The organism is Sphingobacteriales bacterium, from assembly GCA_016711285.1.
Lineage (GTDB): Bacteria > Bacteroidota > Bacteroidia > Chitinophagales > UBA2359 > JADJTG01.
In genome coordinates this window covers 836,100-859,373 of record JADJTG010000002.1, presented here as the reverse complement: position 1 = coordinate 859,373, position 23,274 = coordinate 836,100, and the positions used below count along the sequence as shown (strand labels likewise).

23 protein-coding genes are annotated in these 23,274 nt (G+C 42.2%); 9 read left to right on the top strand and 14 right to left on the bottom strand.

The annotated features are described in order from the left end of the window. Nucleotides 1–139 precede the first annotated feature (139 nt). The 9 genes from IPL35_03910 to IPL35_03870 form a co-directional block, all read right to left on the bottom strand. Complete coding sequence (locus tag IPL35_03910; GenBank protein ID MBK8442600.1) at nt 140–2,359, bottom strand: TonB-dependent receptor; 2,220 nt, start codon at nt 2,357–2,359, stop codon at nt 140–142. 131 nt (nt 2,360–2,490) lie between these two features. Beyond that, on the bottom strand, nt 2,491–3,042 hold the full coding sequence (locus IPL35_03905) for a hypothetical protein (protein MBK8442599.1): 552 nt from the start codon (nt 3,040–3,042) through the stop codon (nt 2,491–2,493). Between the two features lie 172 nt (nt 3,043–3,214). Beyond that, nucleotides 3,215–4,753, bottom strand: coding sequence for an aldehyde dehydrogenase family protein (locus tag IPL35_03900; GenBank protein ID MBK8442598.1), 1,539 nt, complete (start codon nt 4,751–4,753; stop codon nt 3,215–3,217). A gap of 151 nt (nt 4,754–4,904) precedes the next feature. Next, nucleotides 4,905–5,171 (bottom strand): heavy-metal-associated domain-containing protein, encoded by a 267-nt coding sequence (locus IPL35_03895; GenBank protein MBK8442597.1) that lies wholly within the window; start codon nt 5,169–5,171, stop codon nt 4,905–4,907. 157 nt (nt 5,172–5,328) lie between these two features. Further along, nucleotides 5,329–5,643 (bottom strand): rhodanese-like domain-containing protein, encoded by a 315-nt coding sequence (locus IPL35_03890; protein ID MBK8442596.1) that lies wholly within the window; start codon nt 5,641–5,643, stop codon nt 5,329–5,331. Between the two features lie 202 nt (nt 5,644–5,845). Next, a complete protein-coding gene (locus IPL35_03885; protein MBK8442595.1) occupies nt 5,846–6,373 on the bottom strand; it encodes a hypothetical protein in 528 nt (175 codons plus the stop codon). Between the two features lie 215 nt (nt 6,374–6,588). Then, the gene (locus tag IPL35_03880; protein ID MBK8442594.1) at nt 6,589–7,329 is read right to left on the bottom strand and encodes a hypothetical protein; all 741 of its coding nucleotides are present in this window, start codon (nt 7,327–7,329) and stop codon (nt 6,589–6,591) included. 34 nt (nt 7,330–7,363) lie between these two features. Beyond that, entirely contained in the window at nt 7,364–8,461 is a 1,098-nt protein-coding gene (locus IPL35_03875; protein ID MBK8442593.1) for a Nif3-like dinuclear metal center hexameric protein, read from the bottom strand. A gap of 30 nt (nt 8,462–8,491) precedes the next feature. Next, nucleotides 8,492–9,577, bottom strand: a complete 1,086-nt coding sequence (locus IPL35_03870) for a mannose-1-phosphate guanylyltransferase (protein ID MBK8442592.1) — start codon at nt 9,575–9,577, stop codon at nt 8,492–8,494. Nucleotides 9,578–9,670: 93 nt separating this feature from the next. Between IPL35_03870 and IPL35_03865 the strand changes: the two genes are divergently transcribed. Both IPL35_03865 and IPL35_03860 read left to right on the top strand, forming a co-directional pair. Continuing rightward, on the top strand, nt 9,671–10,171 hold the full coding sequence (locus IPL35_03865; protein MBK8442591.1) for a hypothetical protein: 501 nt from the start codon (nt 9,671–9,673) through the stop codon (nt 10,169–10,171). Nucleotides 10,172–10,190: 19 nt separating this feature from the next. Then, entirely contained in the window at nt 10,191–11,000 is an 810-nt protein-coding gene (locus IPL35_03860; GenBank protein MBK8442590.1) for a DUF2797 domain-containing protein, read from the top strand. Here IPL35_03860 and IPL35_03855 read toward each other — a convergent pair. Continuing rightward, nucleotides 10,997–11,764: a hypothetical protein gene (locus IPL35_03855; protein MBK8442589.1), complete on the bottom strand. Its 768-nt coding sequence runs from the start codon at nt 11,762–11,764 to the stop codon at nt 10,997–10,999. The genes IPL35_03860 and IPL35_03855 overlap by 4 nt on opposite strands. Before the next feature lie 113 nt (nt 11,765–11,877). Beyond that, nucleotides 11,878–12,513, bottom strand: coding sequence for a rhomboid family intramembrane serine protease (locus IPL35_03850; GenBank protein MBK8442588.1), 636 nt, complete (start codon nt 12,511–12,513; stop codon nt 11,878–11,880). Between the two features lie 505 nt (nt 12,514–13,018). Between IPL35_03850 and IPL35_03845 the strand changes: the two genes are divergently transcribed. Further along, nucleotides 13,019–13,969, top strand: coding sequence for a redoxin domain-containing protein (locus IPL35_03845; protein MBK8442587.1), 951 nt, complete (start codon nt 13,019–13,021; stop codon nt 13,967–13,969). Nucleotides 13,970–13,975: 6 nt separating this feature from the next. Here IPL35_03845 and IPL35_03840 read toward each other — a convergent pair whose 3' ends face one another. After that, nucleotides 13,976–14,194, bottom strand: a complete 219-nt coding sequence (locus IPL35_03840) for a T9SS type A sorting domain-containing protein (protein MBK8442586.1) — start codon at nt 14,192–14,194, stop codon at nt 13,976–13,978. Then, nucleotides 14,145–16,175 (bottom strand): VCBS repeat-containing protein, encoded by a 2,031-nt coding sequence (locus IPL35_03835; protein MBK8442585.1) that lies wholly within the window; start codon nt 16,173–16,175, stop codon nt 14,145–14,147. The genes IPL35_03840 and IPL35_03835 overlap by 50 nt, the downstream gene beginning before the upstream one ends. A gap of 1,171 nt (nt 16,176–17,346) precedes the next feature. Between IPL35_03835 and IPL35_03830 the strand changes: the two genes are divergently transcribed. Next, nucleotides 17,347–18,711, top strand: a complete 1,365-nt coding sequence (locus IPL35_03830; GenBank protein ID MBK8442584.1) for a metal ABC transporter permease — start codon at nt 17,347–17,349, stop codon at nt 18,709–18,711. On the opposite strand, the gene IPL35_03825 is transcribed toward IPL35_03830, so the two are convergent. Next, nucleotides 18,668–20,116, bottom strand: a complete 1,449-nt coding sequence (locus IPL35_03825; protein MBK8442583.1) for a hypothetical protein — start codon at nt 20,114–20,116, stop codon at nt 18,668–18,670. The genes IPL35_03830 and IPL35_03825 overlap by 44 nt on opposite strands. 495 nt (nt 20,117–20,611) lie before the next feature. Between IPL35_03825 and IPL35_03820 the strand changes: the two genes are divergently transcribed. From IPL35_03820 to IPL35_03800, 5 genes are read left to right on the top strand one after another with little or no spacing between them, the layout of a single operon-like run. Continuing rightward, a complete protein-coding gene (locus tag IPL35_03820; protein MBK8442582.1) occupies nt 20,612–21,949 on the top strand; it encodes a hypothetical protein in 1,338 nt (445 codons plus the stop codon). Further along, a complete protein-coding gene (locus IPL35_03815; protein MBK8442581.1) occupies nt 21,946–22,185 on the top strand; it encodes a hypothetical protein in 240 nt (79 codons plus the stop codon). Before IPL35_03820 ends, IPL35_03815 begins: the two co-directional genes overlap by 4 nt. Next, on the top strand, nt 22,161–22,745 hold the full coding sequence (locus IPL35_03810; protein MBK8442580.1) for a hypothetical protein: 585 nt from the start codon (nt 22,161–22,163) through the stop codon (nt 22,743–22,745). The genes IPL35_03815 and IPL35_03810 overlap by 25 nt, the downstream gene beginning before the upstream one ends. A 35-nt stretch (nt 22,746–22,780) precedes the next feature. Continuing rightward, on the top strand, nt 22,781–23,044 hold the full coding sequence (locus tag IPL35_03805) for a T9SS type A sorting domain-containing protein (protein MBK8442579.1): 264 nt from the start codon (nt 22,781–22,783) through the stop codon (nt 23,042–23,044). 4 nt (nt 23,045–23,048) lie between these two features. Beyond that, entirely contained in the window at nt 23,049–23,273 is a 225-nt protein-coding gene (locus IPL35_03800) for a hypothetical protein (GenBank protein MBK8442578.1), read from the top strand. Nucleotide 23,274 lies beyond the last annotated feature (1 nt).

Below are 23,274 nucleotides of genomic sequence, written 5' to 3'. Positions count from 1 at the left end.
ATTCATTTTAGAATGTAGAAAAAAAACAATTAAAATCGGAATTGCGTACTCCGGCAACCCCGATTTTAAAAACCTTAGCACAAGGTACGTTTTCTTGTCTGAAAATTAATATTTTATCATAAAAAAACTATGTAGTTTATTAAAATTTCCAGCGCAATGCTCCAAATATATTTCTGCCTGCCGCATTAATACCGCTTGCAAATACACGATATTGCGTATCTAATATGTTGTCAATACCCGCTTGTACCTGAAAATGTGTATTGATATTGTAGGCGGCGCGTATATTTGCGGTAATCCAAGCGGGCATACCATCGGCAGTGGCATACACCAAATTATCTTCGCCACTGTTGCTGTAATCCTTTAGTTTTTTTGCACCATTCCACAATACCAAAAACTCCATGTTCCATTGGTCGTTGTTGTACTGCGTTTGAAATTTTCCGAGTAAAGGCGGTATGTGGTCAAGTGGTGTGTTTTCACGGTCGCTTATTACTTCTCCTTTGATATATTGCATTGTCAGGCGGCTTTGCCATGCTTTTGTCCAATATACGGCAAGTTGTGTAGAAAATCCGGCTATATAGGCTTTCTGTTTATTTTGATTGGCAAAAACAGCACTCATTACACCATCGTATTCTATAGAGTCAGCCCCATTGAATGTAAAGGGTGCACTCATTACCGCATCAAAAAAGCGCGTATAATACACTACATTTTCCCAAGCTACTTTTTCATCGGCGAAGGTTTTTGAAATTCCCAATTCGGCGTTGAGGGTTTTTTCGGGTTTTAGGTTTTCGTTGGGCACCACCACCAAACCGGGCGAGGAATCAAATATTTTACTCAAATCATCAATATTGGGTACTCTGAATGCACTGGACAACATCGCAGAGCATTTCCATGTATGGTCGGGGGTATAAATAATGGCTGCATTGCCGGAATATACGGGTGTTTTTTGATTGATGTTGTTGAAAGGAAAATCAAAAAAAGTATCGTTGCGAAGCGTAGAAGATAAAGAGCTATAGCCCAAGCGGATACCATCGTTGAGTACCCATTTTGGCTTAATTCTCCAAGTATGCGTAGCATAAGCAGCGATATGCAGCATATTATTGTCGCCATTCGGATAGCGTGTGCTGAGAGCAGCGGTAGTATCGGTGTTGATGTCCGTTTTGTATGCTGTTGAAACAACACTACTCCATTGCATATCAATACCCAAGCGCACTTCCTGATTTTCGCTTTCGTGTGCTACATCTATATTGCCTCCCCATACCTGCACTTTTTCTATGCGGCTGTTGCGAAATGTTTTTCCGAAATCGCGGTTGTGGCGGCTTTCTTCTACCTGTTGTGTACTGAGTGTTGCCTGCACCTGCTGAAAAAACGAACCCTCTAAATGACGATTGTACTGATAGGCTGCCAGCAACAGTTGTTGGGGACCATAATACCATTCGGCAGATTTGAGTGTTCCGTCACTTTTGGGGTCGGTGAGGCGGTCGTAGCGCGGCACATCAGAGGAGTTGGCGTATTGGATATTGAGACTATGGCGTGTGTGTGCTTGTGGGCTGAACACTATTTTTTGCAATACATTTATTTGCGAATAGCCCGAATTTTTTTGCAAAAAAGGATCTTCATTGCGCATCAAGGTATCTTTGCCGTTGATGTAGGCAGCATAGAAATTTCTTTTTTTATAAGAGTCGTCATAAAAAGGATTTTTGTTTTTGCCGCTTTTCAAATCACCGAATTCAGAGTAGCTCACCGATGTAAAAGAGCCCCACCGATGTTTGGCAACGGAAATGTTGCCGCTAAGAGCACGTTCCTGATTTACGCTGCCGTAGCGCACCAAACCTTCGCTTTTGACAAGCATTTTGTCTGCTTCGTTGCTAAAAGTCGGATTTTTGGTGTATAAATGAACCACCCCGCCCAGAGCATCACTGCCATATACGGTAGATGCCGAGCCATAGAGAATTTCTACACGGCGCAGCGCATTGTTGTCTAAGGTGATGATATTTTGCAAATGTCCGGAGCGATAGATGAGATTATTGAGGCGCACGCCATCAATATAGAGCAGCACCCGACTGGCTTCAAAGCCGCGCAATACCGGAGAGCCGCCCCCTTGCTGACTTTTCTGAACAAAAACGACCCCTGCATTTGTGAGCAAATCGGCGGTATTTTGCGCCTGCGCCATTTGTATTTTTTTTTGACTGATACTTTGTATCTGCTGCGCCACATCTCGTTTGTTTTCGGCGAATTTGTTTGCCGAAATTACAATTTCTTCCAAATCATATACACTGCTGTCTGCTTCCTGCGCCTGAACAAATATAATGTTATAAAACGAAAAAAATAAAATAATATATTGGAATATAATGTTTTTCATATAAATTTTTTATAATTATAAATAAAAAATATCTATATACACATAACTTTTGTGGGGCTATGTGCAATACAAACCACCATTGCCTTACTTACAATTGCAAGTAAGGCACAAATGATATTGCTTAAAAGAATTTATATAGAAAACGGCAGATTGGGCGGTGGAGCGTGAATGTGCAAATAGCATTGCAAGTACAAAGTTTGTGCGGGCAAGGCTATGTGTTGTAAGGTGTGAAATAAGGAAGAATAAAAAGAAAAAGGAGTTGAAAAAATATCGGTGTATAAAAGCGACAGCAATTGCTGTACAATTTTAGCCGAAGTTTTTTGAGTGTTATTTTCAGTTTTTTCAAAAAAGTGCTTGATACGCTTCAAGAGGTTTTCTTCGTAGTGGTCGCGGATTGCCTGTATTTCTACTTGCCCTTCGTGTATGTTGATGATTTTAAAATCATACATTTGATGATGCCATCGTATTTCGTAATCGTTGATTTTGTGCTTTTCCAGTTGGGCGAGGCTCATCGTAATACATTCGGCGGCTTCGCTGTTGGTGCCAAAATGTTTGATTTTTTCACGCATTTCATAATGAACGAAGCCTAATTGAAGGGTGCAAACCGCCAAAAAACCACCTGTTTGCAGCCATAACAACAGCAGCAGCAAGCAGCATAAAAATATATTGAAACGATTTTTCACCCAAGCAAAATATTTTCACTTAAGCAAAGATACATCGTATTGTTTATTGCTACATACTTCCGCAATATAAATGACAAAACTGTGTCTTTTATAAAAAAAATCCCCTTGACAGTGTGTTACATATCAAGAGGATTTTGCCAAAAAATGTGATTATTTTTAAGACAATATTTTTTTATAAATCAAATTGAATACCTTGTGCCAGTGGCAATTGTGTGCCATAGTTGATGGTATTGGTCTGACGGCGCATATAGATTTTCCAAGCATCGGAGCCGCTTTCTCTGCCGCCGCCTGTTTCTTTTTCACCTCCAAAAGCACCGCCTATTTCCGCGCCGCTCGTACCGATGTTTACGTTGGCAATGCCGCAATCGCTGCCGCCCGCCGACAAAAATTGTTCGGCTTCGCGCAGGTTGGTGGTCATAATTGCTGACGACAAGCCTTGCTTTACGCCGTTTTGCAAAGCGATGGCTTCATCTAAAGTTTTGTATTTGATAAGGTACAAAATTGGAGCAAAGGTTTCGTGCTGCACAATCTGATAGTGATTTTCGGCTTCGCAAATGGCGGGTTGCACATAGCAGCCGCTTTCATAACCCACACCTTCCAGCACTTTGCCTCCTACGAGTATTTTACCGCCTTCGGCTTTCAGTTGGGCGAGAGCCTTTTGAAACATATCTACTGCTGCTTTATCAATCAAAGGACCCACATGGTTGTTGCTGTCCAATGGATTGCCGATGCGGAGTTGAGAATATGCTTTTTGCAGGCGTTGTTTTACCTGCTCGTAGATGCTTTCGTGGATAATGAGACGGCGGGTAGAAGTACAGCGTTGTCCGGCAGTGCCCACCGCACCGAATACCGCACCAATGATGCTCATATCCAAATCGGCGTGCGGCGTGAAGATAATGGCATTGTTGCCGCCTAATTCGAGCAAGGAACGCCCCATACGCTGCGCCACCGCACTGCCTACGGCTTTGCCCATGCGTGTAGAGCCGGTAGCGGAAATCAGCGGAATACGCTCATCGGTGGAGAGCCACTCTCCGACTTTGTAGTCGCCGTTTATCAGGCAGCTCACACCTTCGGGAACGCCATTTTGGGCAAAAACTTCTTGTATAATATACTGACAAGCTACGCCGCACAAAGGAGCTTTTTCGGAAGGTTTCCATACGCACACATCACCGCATACCCAAGCGATGGCGGCGTTCCAGCTCCACACAGCCACCGGAAAATTGAATGCCGAAATAATACCCACAATACCCAAAGGGTGCCATTGCTCATACATACGGTGCAAAGGACGCTCGGAGTGCATGGATAAGCCGTAGAGTTGGCGCGATAATCCTACTGCAAAATCGCAAATATCTATCATTTCCTGTACCTCGCCCAAACCTTCCTGCAAACTTTTGCCCATTTCGTAGCTCACCAATTTGCCCAAAGGCTCTTTGTAGCGGCGCAGAGCTTCGCCAATTTGCCGCACGATTTCGCCGCGTTTGGGAGCGGGTACGGCACGCCACTGAACAAAAGCACTTTCGGCTTTGGCAATAAGGGCATCGTATTCGGTGCGGGTGCTGCTGCGCACTTTGCCGATGAGCGTTCCATCAACGGGCGAGTAAGATTCTAAAAATTTACCGTTGCTTTTGAGCCACTCTGCACCGGTAGAAGTGCCTTCATTAGTGGATTTTAATTTTAATTTTTTTAAAAAATCTAAGGAAATTGTTGTCATGCTGAAATGTATATTGAAAGCACAAAGTTATGAAAAAAAATACCTTTTACGCTTACTTTGTTTTAATATGCAAGCGTTGAAAGGTAATAAAATATGAAGGAAAAAAGACGGTGGATAGTAAGGAACGCAATTATGATGCCGACCATTGAAATCAGGCTTCATCTTGTATTCTGCCTACCATACAACTTACATACGACTTAGCTTTTTTGAACAAATCGTTGTTGCCTTTTTCGGGATAGCCCATCTGCTCCAAAGTTTTAATCAGTGTGTCGCGCTCTACTGCAATTTCTGCTTCTACGGTCACTGTTTCTTCCTGAACAGACACCGTATTGATGCCTTGTATTTTCAACAAAGCGTGTTTGATGCTGTTCATACAGCCGCCGCATTTAATATTTTCTACTTCTATGGCGTGTATCATAAGTAAATGAATAGTTTTTTAGTTGTACTGAAACACAACAAACTTTTTGATTGAAAATCAGTATTTTATCACAAAAAAAAATGACGATAAAACGATGAAATCAAATATACAACATATAATACCCAAAACGTTGTATTTGTTCAAATACACAAATTGTTTACTGCTGAATACAGGCATTTACCTGCTGCCAAGTGCCGCCGTTGGTGACATTGGTGAAACCGTTGCGCTCTAAAATACTTTTGGCTTGCCCGCTGCGGTTGCCGCTTCTGCAAAAAACTACAATATGCTGCTGATTTTTAAACTTTGACAACTGGCTGCTCAATACATCTAAAGGAATATTGACCGCACCCTTCGCGCTACCTGAGGCAAATTCGGCAGGTGTGCGTACATCTACCAAAAAAGCACCTGATTTTATTATTTCGCTCAAGCCCTGATTATCGGCAGAAAATAAATTTTTAAAAAGTTCAAACATGATTTGTTGCTAATTATAAATGAATGAAACAGATTTTTTAACGAAGCAAAATTACTGCTTTATTAAATGTTATAACGTTACTTTCGTTACATACAGGTTTCTTGTGGTTAATTGTAGAAATGCGGGCGCATTTTTTTTAACAATTGTAAATAATAGAGAGATAGCCGAGCAAATAGAGAAACAGGAACAATAAACAATTCATCTACCCCAACAAATCTGCTGCTTCGCGCTTGAGATGATGAATAGCGAGTTGTGTGGGACTTATTTTGGATTGTTGGACAAAATGCTGCAAAATGGCACGCGCATAGTCGGCATTGGCGGCAGCGGCGGGCATTTCGGCGGCAATGCCGTTGATGGTACTGATGAGTTCTTCTACCCCCGACTTGATGATGAGCCAAGTGCTGTCGCCCACATATATCTGCTGACTCAGGTTGTGTTCCATCTCTCCTCGAATAGAGGTAATGAGAGCGTATTGCAATTCAGGAATGGTCATCTCTTCATCGCGCACTCTTTGAATAAGGGCGGCGGGTTCGAGGCGTTCCATGAGCAGCACCAAACGCTCGTAGGCTTGCAGGCGCAGAGGCAAAGTTTGCTTATTGCGCTCGCCCTGCTGCCGTATGTGCTGGAGGCGAAAAGATTTTTCTGCTTCTTGACGCAATACTACAACGGCAGCCAAAAGCACCAAAACGGCAGGAATAGTAATTTTTAAAATATCTATGAAAAGTTCCATGCAAATACTATGAAATATCTGGTTAAAGTTGTTTTGTCTTTTTTATACACAAAAAGGACATTACAACAGCATAACCACTTTATTGATATGATAAAGATTTTGTAGAAAACTGTTTTTTTAAAAAAAACAGCATTACCAAAAAAAAGTGAAGCTACCGCCGTAAAGTCCTTTTATAAACGAGTAGAAGAATAATTTATTATGATACCCCAAAAACTCTACGCATCAATATCAGCATCTACCAAAATTCTGCCGCAGTGTTCGCATACGATTACTTTTTTGCGCTGTTTTACGATCATTTGGCGTTGAGGGGGTACTTTGGCAAAGCAACCGCCGCAGGCTTCGCGGTCAATCATCACCACAGCCATGCCGTTTTTGTAGGTATTACGAATACGATAATAAGCCTTGAGCAGGCGTTCTTCTATATTTTTGGCAGCTTTTTCGGATTTAACACGCAAATCAGCTTCTTCTTTTTCGGTTTCGGCACTGATACGTGTAAGTTCCTCTTTTTTCAGAACCAAATCTTTTTCCAAACGCTCTATCAACAATTTAGATTGCTCCAAATAGCTTTGTTTGCTGGTAATTTCGTTATTGGCATCGCGTATTTTTTTCTCTGCCAACTGAATTTCTAAGGTTTGCAATTCAATTTCTTTGTTCAAGGCATCAAATTCGCGACTATTTTTTACATTGTTTTTTTGCTTTTCGTAGCGGTCAATCAATGTTTTACCTTCTTTGATAGCAGCTTGGTTGTCGCTGACACGTTTTTTATACTCGTCTATTTCGCTGATAAGATTACTAATACGAGTATTGATACCGTGCATTTCGTCTTCCAAATCTTTTACTTCCATCGGCAATTCGCCGCGCATAGTATTGATTTCATTGATTTTGGAATCAATTTTTTGTAGTTGGTATAATGCTTTAAGTTTTTCTTCTACCGTCAAGTCTTGTGGATTTGCCATAAGGAAAAATAGAATATTTATTGTTTGTTGCGTTTTAAAAATGGTAATGCACCGGATTGGTACAAACGTCGGTTTTCAGAACGGCAAAGTTAGAAAATTTATTTGTCAATAAATGATAAAACAAATCTATGGTAAATTGTTCGCTTTCGTAGTGTCCGATGTCGGCAATTAATATTTGTTGTTCGGCATCAAAAAACTCGTGATACTTGTAATCGGCGGTTACAAAAGCGTCTGCTGCCTGTGTTCGTGCTTTGGGCAGCAAAAAACTCCCTGCCCCACCGCAAAGTGCCACTTTGTGTACCACTGCCCCGCGCAGTGCTGTGTGACGCACACAAGGCACACGAAAGGCGGTTTTGAGCAAATCCAAAAAATCGTTTTCCGGCAAAGGTTTTGGTAGATAGCCCACCATACCCGACCCTATCTGTGGATTTTCGTTTTGCAGAGCCACTATATCGTAGGCGACCTCTTCGTAGGGGTGAGCCGCTTGGAGGGCTTGCAGCAAAGATGTTTCGAGGTGCTTGGGAAAAACGACTTCAATTTTAGTTTCCGGCTCTTGGTGCGCTTTGCCCGCCTCGCCCACAAAAGGCTTGGCGGCATCGTTGGCGGTAAAAGTGCCGTAGCCTTCGGCATTAAAACTGCACTCGCCGTAGTTGCCGATATGTCCTGCTCCGGCGGCAAAAAGAGCTGCACGCACTTGGGCTGCCTGCGCTTGCGGGCAAAAAGTGTATAATTTGCGAAGCGTATCAGATTTGGGAGCTAAAATTTGTGTGTCTGTCAAACCCAATATTTCGGCTATTTTCGCATTTACGCCCTGCCGCACATTGTCCAAATTGGTATGAGAAGCATAAATGGCGATGTCGTTTTTGATAGCTTTGATAAGAACACGCTCCACATAGTGCCTGCCGGTAATGCTGCGCAATCCTTTAAATACTATCGGGTGGTGCGCCACTATCAAATTGCACTGCCGTGCTAAGGCTTCATCAACTACCTCTTCCAAAGCATCTAAGCACAGCAATACGCCGCTACATTCCCAATCGCTGCTGCCGCAAATGAGCGTAGCATTGTCGTAGCTTTCCTGATACACCGGAGGTGCTATGGTTTGTAAAAAATCTATGACAGATTTTATTTTTATCATGAATTTCGGGTATTCCGCAGCTTTTTTCTATAAATATTTATCTTGTTGTTGCGATTTTAAATCGCGCATAAAATCTTTAATCATTCCTTCACTGTCTTTGCGGCATATCATCAATACATCATCAGTATCTACGATACAATAGCCTTCCAAACCCTGCAACACAACCAATTTGTCGGGATTTGTCGCAACAATATTATCCGAAGACTGATACATAAGTACGTTTTTGCTGATGAGTGCGTTTTGATGCGTATCTTTTTCTTTTTGGTCCCAAAGCGAATTCCAAGTGCCCAAGTCACACCACCCGAAATCCGAAGGAATGACAGCCACGTTTTCTGCCTTTTCCATCACACCGTAATCAATAGAAATATTGGTGCATTGGGAATAGGCTTGCTCGATAAAAAACGTTTCGGAGGGCGTATTGAAAAAATCTTTACCGCTTTCAAAAACATCGGCTATTTCCTGCAAGTGGGCGCGCAATGCCGACACAATGCTGCGGGCACTCCATATAAAAATACCCGAATTCCAAAGATAATCGCCGCTTTCCAAAAAATGTTGTGCCAACTCTGCGTTGGGTTTTTCGGTGAAGGTTTTTACGCGATAAATATCTTTTTCTAATTCATTTTCCAAAAACTGAATATAGCCGTAATTAGTATCGGGGCGGCTGGGACGTATGCCGAGTGTGAGCAATTCGTCGTGGTTTTGAGTATATTGCAAGCCTTTGTTGATGTCGGCGGCAAAAGCCATATTATCCACGATTAAATGGTCGGAAGGAGCTACCACCAAATTGGCACGCGGATTTTTGTTCAATATTTTATACGAAAAATAAGCAATACAAGGGGCGGTATTGCGGCGGTCGGGTTCGGCGAGTATTTGTTCTTCGGTTATTCCCGGAATGCTCTCCTGTACCAAATCTATGTACTGGGCATTGGTAACAATATAAATATTTTCGGTGGGTACTATTTTGGCAAAACGGTCGAAGGTGGCTTTGAGAAGCGTTTCGCCCGTACCCAACACATCTAAAAATTGTTTGGGGCGGTTTTGGCGGCTGGAGGGCCAAAAGCGACTGCCGATGCCACCTGCCATAATCGCTACATAATTATTGGAATTGCTCATGTGCGTTGATATTTTTCCTTGTAACTTTATCAGTTGATAATTTGTTTTAAAGGCGCAAAGTTCTATCTATCTTTTTATTATTTGTATTTTTAGATGAAAAAAATAATAATTTTATTCTGTTCTTATTGGATATTCACTGCTTTTGTGCCTCCGCACGACTATCATGTCAGCATTACACAAATTTATTACGACAGCACCACACAGGCTTTGCAAGTCAGTATTCAATTATTTGGTGATGATGTAGAAAAAGCCATTGAAAAAAATGCAGCCATTTCGTGGAAGCCCTTACAAGACTTCCACAGTGCCGACTCGCTGTTGCGGGCATATATAGAGCAAAATTTTAAGCTGCTGCCCGACAGCCAACAACAAGCGGCAGTGCTGCAATATTTGGGTTTTGAAATAGACCACGATGAAGTGTGGTGCTATGCCGAAATACCCTCATTGCCGCAAGCACCGAAGCACTTGTATATAAAAAACACTTTATTGACAGAAATATTTGCACAGCAAAGCAATATTATTCAGGCGAATATCGGCGGACACGAAAAAAGTGTTTCTTTGCACCGCCAACAGCGCGAAGCAGTGTTGGAATTTTAAAGCAAAATAAAAAAAGAGAATGTTGCTTTTTGAAGGAATTTTAGATAAAATGCGTGCCACTTGGCAAGAGCCGGTACAATATGATTTTTTTGTGGGCAATGCTTTTTTACCTGTCAATGATTGGATAGGTAAGCGTTTGTCGTTGCAATTTTCAGGTGCGATTTATTGTGTTAATTGCGGCAAAAAAACAAAAAAATCGTGGGGTGAAGGTTTCTGCTATCCCTGTTTTATCAAAGTTCCCGAAGCTGCGCCCTGCATCTTGCGCCCCGAACTCTGCGAAGCCCACCTCCATCGGGGGCGCGATGTGGCGTGGGAAATATCTCATCATCTGCAACCGCACAGCCTGTATTTGGCTTTGAGTTCGGCACTGAAAGTGGGCATCACGCGCAACACCCACATTCCGGCTCGCTGGCTCGACCAAGGTGCGTGGAAGGCACTTATTTTAGCCGAAGTACCCTATCGGCGGCTGGCAGGCGAAATAGAGATGTGGCTGAAAAAAAATATCAGCGACAAAACGAATTGGCAAAAAATGCTCAAAAACGTGGCGGATAATACGCTGAATATAGCGGAAGAAAAAAAACGCATCGCCGCATCTTTGCCCGCCGAGTGGCAATCTTACACGGTTGATACCGACACCATTTATACTTTTCATTATCCGGTGTTGGCGTATCCGACTGCGGTGAGCAGCATAGATTTAGAAAAAACACCACAGATTGAGGAGCGTTTGATGGGCATCAAGGCGCAATATTTTATATTTGAAAGCGGAAAATGCCTGAATATCCGCAAGCATAGCGGTTATTGGGTAAAAATAGAAGCCGAAACTGTTTAGCGTACACGCTCCCAAATGCGTTTGTTGGTTTTGTGCATCATATTGTTGCCATCGCAACTGTATGGAATTTGCTCTGTTTGACCATCGTAATACAGCATCAAATTTTTGTCGGCAGAACTCCAAGTTCCTTTGGCAATAACGCTGCCGCCCGCCTCGTAAGCACCATAAGAGCCGCCGCCGGCACTGCTGCCTTGAGTATATTCAAAAGTGCCATCAGCATTGAGCAGCAAAAAATAATCTGTTGCCCACGACATATAATCGCCAAAACCTCCGCTTGACATTACATCGGTGTATCGCCACAAACCCACGAGGCGGTTGTCGTCAATATTGGCGGCTGTTTTATTGGGAGGAGCAGTATTGTTGTTGGGAAGGGTTACATTACTTGCGGCAGGCGGCACGCTTGTAGCGGCGGCAGTGCTGCGCTGCAAAGACAATTCCACCGGCACTAAACCCAAGTACATACTGAATATCAGCGTTTCGCCGTGCAGGACAGCACTGAACAAATAGCTGGCAGAACCGTCACCTTCGGCAACCACGCCCGACATCATTTCATCGTCACCTACCACGCCCGTCACCGTTGCATAATCCTGCCCCGATACCAAAGTGCCCTTATAGTCGGAGTCTTTTTGTTCGCCGCTTAAAGTAATAACTACCCCGTTTTGATTTAAAGTAAAAGTACCGCTAAAATTGACGGCTTGCAAAGAGAATGCAGGCAAAAGCAATAAAAATGCCGCATAGAGAAATAATGGATAGGTGTTTTTCATAATATATATTTTTTTAAAAAATAAAAACACGCTAAAAGTATTGTGAAACAATATTTTATACTTGAATAATTCAAATATAAAACATATTTCAAACATTTCATCATATTTATTTTTTAATCTAACATTTTTCTCATATTATTTTTCCGCCAAAATAACAATAAAATACCTCCAAACAACATACCGCCCAAATGCGCAAAATGCGCTACATTATCGCTGATTCCGAAATAGCCCAAACCCATGACGAGTTCCAAGAGTCCGTAAATGACGACAAAATATTTTGCTTTGATAGGAACGAAAAAATAAACATACAAAAGTGCATTCGGAAACAACACACCAAATGCCAGCAAAATACCGAAAATAGCACCCGACGCACCCACCACTACCGAGTTGTTGTAATAATAGCGGCGATATTCTTCCAAAAATTTTGCACTCTGCAAACGCAGTTGCGGGTCGGCAGCAAAAGCCGAAGGGTCGCTATGTTCAAAAGCATAATACGACTGCAACAAAGGGCTGCCGGCATCGCGTTCCCAAAACTGAAAGGTAAAATTATCCTGTATATTCTTAAAATTATCGGCAGTAGGCGACTCCAAAAAATGCTCTACGGGTTCAAAAGTATTCTGTGTTTGGTAATGAAAAATGCCGTAATGAAACAGAGCAGCCCCCAAGCCGCAAAACAAATAATAAAATAAAAAGCGTTTAGCACCCCACACATTTTCCAAGATAGCACCAAACATCCACAATGCAAACATATTGAAAAACAGATGTGCAAAATTGCCGTGCATAAACATATACGTCACCCACTGATACGGGCGATAATCGGCAGCATTCCAATAATGCAAACCCAATAGTTTGGCGAGATCAATATCCGTTTGTGTATCAAAATAATATTTTGCAATAAATAATATGACATTGATTATCAACAAATTTTTGGTAATCTCCGGTAAGTAAGTAAAATTATTGGGTCGGATAGCTGACATAGAACAATTTTGGGTAAAAATAAAAAAAACACAGTTTATGGCTATAAAATATAATGAATAGGCATATTTTTCAATGTTCCTTAAAACTTTTTTATGCTTTATTTGTGAATATAGTGCATCTGATACAAACAAATAGAATACTAAAAACGGTTCTATAAATACTTGTATTTTTTTATTTACTGAAGGGCAAAAGTATTGGTAAACAATCATATAGGTTTGCTTTTTGGAGCAGTTGTTTTTTATGGCAGCCTGATCGTGTGTTTTTTAATTTTTAGAAATGAAAGCATCTGAAGAAATTTACGACAATGTACGCAAGTGGTTATATGTTGCAGCACTCTGCTACTGCTTGGGAGGAGTATATTTATTGTTGAGAGCCTCATTTTTTTGCGTTTTTGTCGGTTTGGATTTGCACGAACTGATGGCGGTACATATTGTGGGTATCAGTACTGTTGTTTTGGGAATCGGGCATTTGTTTGCGAGCATTCAGCCTTTGCGTTATTGGCAAACATCTTTGATAAGTTTGTTATTTAATATTGTATTCAGTCTTTATTTTTTCACTTTGTATTATTATGGTTATGTGGGTGTTTTTGTTTGGTGGCCGATTGCTTTTTGGGTGTTTTTCGGGTTTCTGTTTTTCAAAATCATACAAAAAGTTTATCTTCAGCAATTTGAGCAAGATGCCAAATTAATTTCTATTTTTTCGCAAGACCAACACCTCACCCTCTCCGCCTTTGAAACCAACCACGACGAAACACTCGCTGAACTTTGTGAAAACTCCCCCATAATGCTGGTATTTTTGAGGCATTTCGGCTGTTTATTTTGTATGGAAACGTTACAGGATTTGCAACAAAAACGCAAACTCATAGAAAGCTACGGTGTGCGCATTGTATTGGTGCACATGGCGAGCAGTGAGGTTACACTTGATATACTGAAAAAATACAACTTGGAAGACTTAGATTGTGTGAGTGATGAAGAAAGTATTTTATATAAAAAATTCAGCCTCAAACGTGCCACTTTAGAGCAGTTATTTGGTTTAAATGTATTAATCTCATCTGCCAGAATATACTTACAGGGAAAACGCCCTTCTATGGAATTTTTAGGCGACCGCTTTCAAATGCCGGGTGTGTTTTTGATTTATCGCAATCAAATACTCAAAAAATATGTGTATCACCATATTGCCGAGCGTCCTGATTTTGTACAAATAGCAAAAGCTACCGTTTGTCAGTAGTTTTTTTCAATATCTCCACTTTATAACATAATTTCTACCTGCCACAATAATACGAATAAAATACAAGCCGTTTGGCAGTGTTGCAACAGGCGGCGACAATGTTATTTGTGTATTATCGGTATGTATATTCCAATGGGCGCATCTTTTTCCCTGCACATCATACATTTCTATATCTTCAATCAATACTTGCTGCGGGTTGTATAAAAAAACATTTTCGCGGGGCAAAGCGGGCTGAGGAAATATAAAAGCCGCCATTTTGCTGTGCGCCATATAGGAGAGCATCGCCGCCGCCACTGATGATTTCGTGCTCGCTTGCCCACAACAAACCGCCGCGCACAGTGCCACAGAGCACCTCTCGCCAGCCGTCATTTTCCACATCGGCAATAGCGATGCTCAACTCGCGCCCGCCAAAGGGCAACGACTCATTGCCGAGCAGCTCAAAACTGTCGCCACTGTCCATATTATTTTCAATATCGCCATATACCCACAATTTTCCCGACAAAGCCCCCACTGCCAATTGCCATTGATTAGTGGCATTTTTGTAGGCAAACGGTACGGCATTTCCCGTAAATTCACCGTCTTTGCGCACATCTATTTCCCCCAAAAAATTATTCATCAGCTCAAAAGCCGCATTTTGCGGTGTTCCCGTATTTTTCCAGTATTCCACAGTGCCGTTAGCCGTGCCTATGAGCAAATCCTGCAATCCGTCATTGTTGAGGTCTGCCAAATGCGGTGCAGCCAGCAAAGAAACGTGTATATTTTGCCAGTTTTCGTGTTTCAATACAAATTGTGCGCTGCTGTTGGCGGCGGCGGTATTTTCAAACAAATGCACATTGCCCGAAAAATCACCCAATACCATATCGCTGTCGCCATCGCCGTCTGTATCGCCGAAGGTGGGGCGCAAGCCGTAGTGCGGCTCGGCAAACTGCGCCGACACTTGTGCAAAATCGCTGCTCACCCATTCAAAAGCGGGCATATCTGCCGTGCCGCTGTTCTGAAAATACGCCAAAGCGGGTATAAACTTTCCGAGCGTATCATTGTAGGCATAGTTGCCGCTTACAATATCTAATAAGCCATCGCCATTGACATCAAAAAAAGCGGGGTGCGTGCTGCGGCTGAGTTCTATCATTTCATCTTGCAAAAAGTTGTTTTTTTCAAAAGCAAAAATTTCGGCAGCAGGGTTGCCAACATTATTGTACAGCCACACACAATTGCGTTGCAAAGAGCCGAGCGGCGCATTGGGTACAGCGAGCAAATCGTAGCGTTGGTCTTTATTGACATCAATGCGGAAAGCCGCCGGAAAAGTGCGCAGATTGACGGGCACATCGTAAGACGGAAAATTGGCATCTTGTTCCAAAACATTTGCATCGTTGGCAGTGCCGTTATTGTAGGCAAGCGTGAGCGCATCAAAACTGATGTCGCCCAAAAAAAGCTCTTGGTCTTGGTCAAAGTCCAAATCCCACGCCAGCAACGTAGAACCCGGGTGGCGCGAAGGTGGGGGTGTTTTGGCAGCAAAGCAAGGTGCTTGCAAATCTAAGGCGGTGCTGCCGCCGGTTTCGTAAAAATCGCCCCAGCAAGGGTCTGCAAGCACAAAAGAGGCGTTGCAGGCTTCGTTTTTATACCAAAACACAAAACCGCCATCGGGATTAAAAGTGAGCAAATCCGTTTTTCCGTCTTGGTCTATATCGGCGAAGTCGGGCAGGTCGTCAGAAGAAATAATAATACTGTTGTTGTCGCTGTCCGTCAAAGTAGCGGCGGGCGTAGCGGCAAAGGTGAGGGTGTCGTTTTGATAAATACCCCAAAAAACCGCTGCACCTTCGCTGTTGTTATAGGCGATTAAGTCGGGGGTTTGGTCGCAGTTGAGGTCGGCAAAACGCGCCCAATGTTGTATCGGCGGCAAATGGCGGGTATAGGCTTCCTGAAAAGAGTAAGGAAAAGCGGCATCAGAAAAATTATAGATAAAAGCGAGCCAGCGGCTGTCGCTGCGGTCAAAAAGGAGCAGGTCTTCGTGGGTATCGTGATTGAGGTCGGGGTTTGAAAACTGAGGGTTGTTCAAGCCGCCGAGCCACGCCAAATCAAGGGTGTCGTTGTTTTTGAATACCGGAGGATTTTGATAGCTGTAATATAAAGGCTGTTGAGCGCGCACACTGCCAAACAACAGCAGAAAGCTGCCCCACCCAACAAGTGTCAGGAATGTACGGAACAAATAGTATGATGACGTTTTCATAAGCCGACTAAAAAATATCTATAAGTAATACCCCAAAAAAAGTATAATTTTTGGGATACTAAAAATTAAAACGACATTAAAAGAAAAAAAGCTGGCAATCGTGCAGAGCAAGGAGTTTTTTTAAAAGCATATTACTTTTTTTAAAAATCTTAAAAATGTTCATCGTCCAACCCCCAAATACAATGTTCCAGACGTAAACGTTCACGGTGGAGGGCGTAAACTTTCATGTTCCAGACGTAAACGTTCACAGTGGCAGGCGTAAAATTTCACGTTCCAGACGTAAACGTTCACGGTGGCAGGCGTAAAATTTCACGTTCCAGACGTAAACGTTCACGGTGGAGGACGTAAACTTTCACGTTCCAGACGTAAACGTTCACGGTGGCAGGCGTAAAATTTCACGTTCCAGACGTAAACGTTCACGGTGGAGGACGTAAACTTTCACGTTCCAGACGTAAAATTTCACGGTGGAGGGCGTAAAATTTCACGTTCCTGACGTAAACGTTCACGGTGGAGGGCGTAAACTTTCGGAGGTGTATCATTTACGTTCTTTACGCCAATTTTCACGTTCCTGACGTGAAATTTCACGGTATCGGGCGTAAAATTTCACGGTGGCAGACGTAAATTTTCACGTTCCTGACGCTAAATTTCACGTTCCTGACGTAAACGTTCACGGTGGCAGACGTAAACGATGCACCTCTGAGCCTAAAATATAGCATAGATGCAATAAAAATGATAGTTTGATAAAAATGATGAGCTGCTCCACCGTGCAGAGTAAGGGGCTTTTTTTAAGTATATGGCTCTTTTAAAAATCTAAAAAAGGAACTTATCCTAATGGAGCAGATAAACCCAACCAAAAATACAACCCTAATTTTGGTTGAGTGCCTCATATATTCGCGGCTGCCGGAAAAAATGTTTAACAACGACAAAAAGCTATCAATTCGGTCTATACAAAAGTGTCGTTTTTTTTAAAAAATAACAATCAATTTTCGTCTTATGATAAAAATGCTAAATGTGTTTTACGAAAAATACACACCATACTTTTACTTCCTGAAATACAATACTACAGGCTGCTTTTTTAAAAAATATAATTTTATTATCTTCAGGGTGATTATTTTTGTACATTATTGAACTTTTTTTAACGGTACTGCCTGTGAGCAATTTTTTTGATATACTCGTTCAGTTTTTCAATTTCAGCGACCCCAACGTGCGTTTTGTGGTGCTGGGCTTGATACTGATTGGTATTTGTTCGGGAATGGTGGGGAGTTTTATGGTATTGCGCCGCCAAGCCTTAGTGGGCGATGTGGTGGCACACGCCGTATTGCCGGGTATTTGTATTGCTTTTTTGGCAACGGGCGAGAAAAACACGCTGGCACTGCTGGTGGGTGCTTTGGCTACGGGCTGGTTAGCGGTGGCTGCCGTTAATATTATCACAAGTCGCAGCCGCATCAAAAGCGATACCGCTTTGGGGATAGTGCTGTCGTTTTTTTTTGGGGGCGGAATGATGCTCCTCACCTACATACAGCACAGCGGCAACGCCGCACAAAGCGGATTAGACCGTTTTTTGTTTGGCAAAGCTGCCTCCTTGCTGCCCTCCGACCTGCAATTGTATATGGTGGTGTGCGCTTTGGTGCTGTTAGTGTTATTGTTGTTTTTCAAACCCTTTTCGCTCATTGCTTTTGATGCGCAATATGCACAAACGTTAGGTCTTCCGCTTCGTTTTTATAATATTGTATTGTCGGCGGCAAGCGTACTCACCATTGTGGCGGGCATACAAGCGGTGGGCGTGGTACTGATGGCGGCACTTTTGATAATACCCACCGTAGCGGCGCGTTATTGGACAGACCACCTGCCTACTTTGGTGCTGCTGTCGGCGATAGTGGGGGCGGTGGCGAGTGTTTTGGGTGCTTTTGTGTCGTATTTGCTGCCCGATATGCCCACCGGTCCTTGGATAGTGGTGATATTAACGCTGCTGCTGTGGACTTCGGTGTTGATAGCTCCCAAAAAAGGCTGGTTGTTTAAAAACCGCGAAAAACGGCAGTATCAGCACAAAATGCTCACCGAAAATATCCTCAAAACCCTCTATATGGCAGGCGAGCGCAGCAATGATTTTTCGAGTTTTCAGTCTTTGGAATCGCTCAAAAATTTACATAGTTTCACACAAACCGAACTACAAGCGGGCTTGAAATATTTAGAACGAAAAAAATTCCGTATTACAAAAAAACAACAACTGGCGATTGTCGCAGGAGGGTATGCAACAAGGCAAACGCATTGTGCGGCTGCACCGTTTGTGGGAATTGTATATGCAACGCTACCTCAAATTGCCCCCCGACCACCTGCACGAAACCGCCGAAGCCATCGAGCACGCCCTCACGCCGGAATTGGAGCGCGAGTTGGAAAAATTATTGGAATATCCGAAATACGACCCGCACGACAAACAAATTCCGTATTAAAAATACAAAAACCCTATGTTGTCAAAAGCGCGACAACACGTCAAGCAGCCATTTTTTTTCGGTAATTTCGGTGGTTTTCTGTATTTTATCGGCTAAAAGCTGCCTTTCTTTGCTATTACGCTGCGGCATATCTGCCCATACTATAATGCGGTGCAGATACTTGCAAAAATTGAGATAATACACATAATTGGTGGGCAAAATGCTTTTATTGCGGTGCAAATAATTCGTAAAATTCACCAAATGCGCACTCAAAGCATCTTCGTACTGGAGCGTTTTTTCATCTTGACAATATAATTCATACAAAGCCTTGATTTGTAAGCATTTAGCAGTGAGCAACATTTGTTTATCGTCGGGGGTGAGTTGCTCCAACTCCTGCAAAACGGTGCGATGCCGCTGCTGCAAAAAGCGCAGTTTTGCCACATTGAGGCGATACGCCGCCGCCTCCACTCTGTCTTTGTGCTTCAGCAAAAAATCATCTAACCACGCCAACTCGCCCAAAATTTCGGCTACCACAAAAATATTGCGGTAGCTCGCTGCCGGAACAATACCCTGCACCAAAAGCAAATCAAAATCTATTTCGGTTTGGTAAATATGAAAAACTTCGTTCCAGTATTCGCGCTTGCCCGCATTGATTTCGGCGATACAAAAATTGATGGCAAAAATAAAAAGATGTTGTTTTTCTTCGCGGCTGATGAGGGGGTCGTTTTGGAGCAAAATCGCTTTGAACTGCCTGTAAAAAACTTCGCTGTCGGGCACTGCCAAGAGCGTTTGCGCAATGCAGTAGTACATTTCAATGAGGGAAGATTGCAGAAAACGCGCTTGTTTTACAAAATCGAGCAGCGGCTCAGTGAAGCCGAAATTATAATGTTGTTGTTGTTTTAATCGTTTGAAATTCAAGGCTTTGCAATAATACCTCAATTTATTGGTACAATAAAAAACATCAAGGCTGTCCATCACTTCCTGCAAGCAAGGCTCTACATTGCGCACCGCCTCCGCCTCCACCATCTGATGTTGCTGCACCGCCAACTCGTAGTAGCGATACAAAGTGACATCGGCACGAAGGGCTTGCTGCTGCAACAATTGGCGGGTTTTGTGTCGGCTGCTTTCGCAATGCGCTTTCAAACCGCGCATTTGGAGGCTGTGCGCCAGTTGTATTTGATACATATCTTCCTCCACCGTCAGGCGTTGCTGCACCCAAAATTGCTCAATGCAAGCGGTGAGCAGGCTCATCAGTTGCTGCAATTTGATAATCTGAATATCGGCATCTTTCGGAAACAAAAATCGGTAGGCGGCTTCGCGGTGCAGGCGGCGGTGTTGCCAATCTTTTTGCGACCATTTGCGGATATATTGCAACAAATGCAGCAAAGACTCCGAGCCGCCGAAATAAGGCGACTGCACAAATTTTTCAAAGGATTTCCATTCCTTTTCGCTGAAAGTTTTGAGATAAGAAAATACCTTGCTCTGGTGCATCGGTGCAAAGGAATAATATTTAAAACACAAAAAAACAGTATTTTTTTAAAAAATTTTCAACATTTTTTTAATAAAATAAATCTTTTAAATTTTTAATTGTAAATTATTGATTATTAATTTTTTATGAACTGTATTATTTTTAAAACTATATGAAAAACGTTTTAAATAAAAAATATTTTTTGTGTTTTTTGATTTTTGTAGCTATGCAAATTCCCTACAATTTTGTTGCGTGATAAGTAGGCAAAGCACCGAACAGCATTTGATACGGTGTGTTTTCTTGCTCATCATCAGCCTATCCACTATTTACTATGTTGCTATATCTGTTGATTTAGCCTCCGGCGGAGCGCGGCGTTCAGCCGAAATAAGCACCCAAAAGGGCTAAATCAGCAAAATAGTAGTTGAAGAAAAAAAGCACTTGCAAACCCCTATTGCAAACCCGCTTTTTTTTGCTCTTTGATTTTTATCCATTAACCCTATAAAAAAAACATAGATGCTATGAAACACATCTTTACGACATTATTTGGCAAAGGCGGGCTACTCTTGGGCGCGGTTTTGTTGGGTACTTTTTTTGCCACCGCCCAAATTGTGAATATCCCCGACCCGAATTTCAAATACGCCCTTTTGAGCCACAACCCCGCCATTGACACCAACAACGATGACGAAATACAAGTGGCAGAGGCGGAGGCAGTGGGTACTCTAGATTTGAATAATAAAAGTATTTCAGATTTAACAGGGATTGAAGTGTTTGTAAATCTTGAATTTTTTAGATGTTCACAAAATAATATAAGTGTATTAGATGTCAGCAATTTGATACATTTAAAAAATTTGTATTGTAATCAAAACTCATTAGCAAAATTGAATGTACAAAATTTAAAGGATTTGTCTATGTTAGACTATTCCAATAATTTTATAGATAGTTTAGATGTTCATGAACTCAAAAATTTATACGGAGTAGTCTGTTTTAACAACCAACTTACCTACCTAAATGTTTCTGGTTCAACAAAAATTGCTGGATTAGATTCTTATCAAAACTTATTAACTTCATTAAATGTTGATGACCTTATAAGTCTAAAATATTTTGATTGTAACGGTAACAAATTAACCTATTTAGATGTTAGCAAATGCAAGGCACTTTATTCTTTTGCTTGTGGAAATAATTTATTGGAGATACTAATTTTAAAAAACGGAAGTAATAATTTTGGAACAGTATTTTATTTTGGGAGTAACCCCAATCTTGCTTATATCTGCTGTGATACGGATCAATTGGAATTTGTAAAAAACAAAGCAGTAGAATTTGGATTAAACAACTGCCAAGTTAATACCTATTGTTCGTTTGAGCCGGGCGGTAATTACAATACTATTTCAGGTAACATCATCTTTGATAATGAAAATAATAGTTGTGATGAAAATGATGTGCCATTAGCGAATCAACTTATACAAGTTGAAGACGGTGCAGAAGGCAGTTATATTAATTCTGATAATTCAGGAAGCTATAAATTATATTGTGGTAAAGGAACTTATACATTACTACCTTTTGTAGAAAATCCTTATTTTTCTGTAAATGCTGCTACTTTTAACTTTACCGAAACAAATCTCACCACCACCCAAAATTTCTGCATCACCGCCAACGGCACGCACCACGATTTGGAAATTACGTTCCATCCGCTAAATTCTGCCCGCCCGGGTTTTGATGCAAAGTATAAAATTATCTGCAGAAACAAAGGCAACCAAAAAGAAAGCGGTAGTATTTACCTTCAATTTGACGACAGCGTATTGGATTTTGTGTCGGCTTCGCCCGCCCTTGCCGCCCAAAGCGACAGCCTCCTCACTTGAGTTTCGCCAACTTACAGCCCTTTGAAAGCCGCAGTATTAACCTCACACTCAACCTCAATTCGCCGCAAGAAACACCGCCTCTGAACATCGGAGATGTTTTGAATTTTCTGGCATACAGCGATTATCCACAAACAGACGAAACCCCAACGACAATAATTCTACATTTAATCAAACAGTCGTCGATTCTTACGACCCCAACAACAAAACTTGCTTGCAAGGTTCTCAAATTGATGTAAAAAATATAGACGATTACCTGCATTACGTCATTCGTTTTCAAAATACAGGCAGTGCGGAGGCAATACAGGTGGTGGTGAAAGATGAGTTGGTGGATAATTTGGATATTTCTACTTTCCAGATGGTGGCGGCGAGCCACGATTATCGCCTCCGCTTGGAAAACCGCATCTTGGAAGTATTTTTTGAGAACATCAATTTGCCGGACAGCACCGCCAACGAGCCGGAAAGTCACGGTTTTGTGGCGTTCAAAATCAAAGCCGCCGACAGTGTGGCAATAGGCAGCCAACTCAAAAACACCGCCGAAATTTATTTTGACTACAATTTCCCGATTGTAACGAACACCACCGAAACCGCCGTGATAGAACTGTCACCTTTGTCGGTGGATTATCTGTATTTCAGAGGCAAATGTACAACTGCGGCAAATGTTTTGGAGTGGGCGACGGCGGCGGAGTATGCGAGTGATTTTTTGGGTACAGCGCAGCGCAGACGGTCGGGTTGGTCGGTGCTGGGCAAAGTGGCGGCGGCGCGATGTACACTTTCAGATGCCAGCCTGTCGGGCTGATATTATCGTTTGCGGCAGCAAAACAGAGATGCCAGATGATTTTCGCAGATGTTGGTATTGTACGATGCCCACAGCGAAGACTTTTTGCAGTATTTCCCAACCCCGCCAGCGATTTCATCACGCTCAACAGCAGCGAGATAATAGAGAGTGTAGAGATTTATGATGCGGCGGGTCGTTTGCGATTGGCGCAAAAAGGCATTGGTCATCAAATAGATGTGCGGAATTTTGCGAGTGGCAGTTATTTTGTAAAAGCACAAATTCAGGGAAGAAACTATATCCATCACTTTACAAAACACTAAAACTATGAGAACGATTTTTATTTTTTTGGCAATCTGTTACACCCATTTTGCCACCGCCCAAATTGTAAATATCCCCGACCCAAATTTCAAAAACGCCCTTTTGAACCACAGCCCTATCATTGACACCAACAACGATGGCGAAATACAGGTGGCAGAGGCGGAGGCGGTGGATTCGTTGTATTTATTTAATAAGAATATTACAGATTTAACGGGTATTAAGGCTTTTTAAA